This is a genomic window from Shewanella electrica, assembly GCF_022321485.1.
Classification (GTDB): Bacteria; Pseudomonadota; Gammaproteobacteria; order Enterobacterales; family Shewanellaceae; genus Shewanella; species Shewanella electrica.
Genome location: NZ_JAKOGG010000803.1, coordinates 1 through 233, shown reverse-complemented (window position 1 = coordinate 233; position 233 = coordinate 1). Strand labels below are relative to the sequence as shown.

Genomic DNA, 233 nt, shown 5'->3' with positions numbered 1-233 from the left:
CTGTTGAGCCAGATCGTCCACGTCGAGCCCGACGAGCACGGCGCGCGCGTGACCCGCCTGCCCGCCGATGCGCTGCGCGAACCCGGCTTGCTGCCGGCGAACTCCGTGCTGGTGGCCACCACGGACGAGCCGTCGCGCCGCTGGCTGGAGTGCGCCGAGGTCCTGCTGCACGACGAGCGGCTGCCCGATCCGCAGCGCTGGATCCGCGCGACGCTCGCCGGGTTGCCGGGCGC

1 protein-coding gene is annotated in these 233 nt (G+C 75.1%); it reads left to right on the top strand.

Annotation, left to right across the window (positions count from 1 at the left end; all coding sequences use genetic code 11):
• The coding region (locus L9G74_RS22105) for a hypothetical protein (RefSeq protein ID WP_238899098.1) at positions 1-233 on the top strand (233 nt) is incomplete at both ends.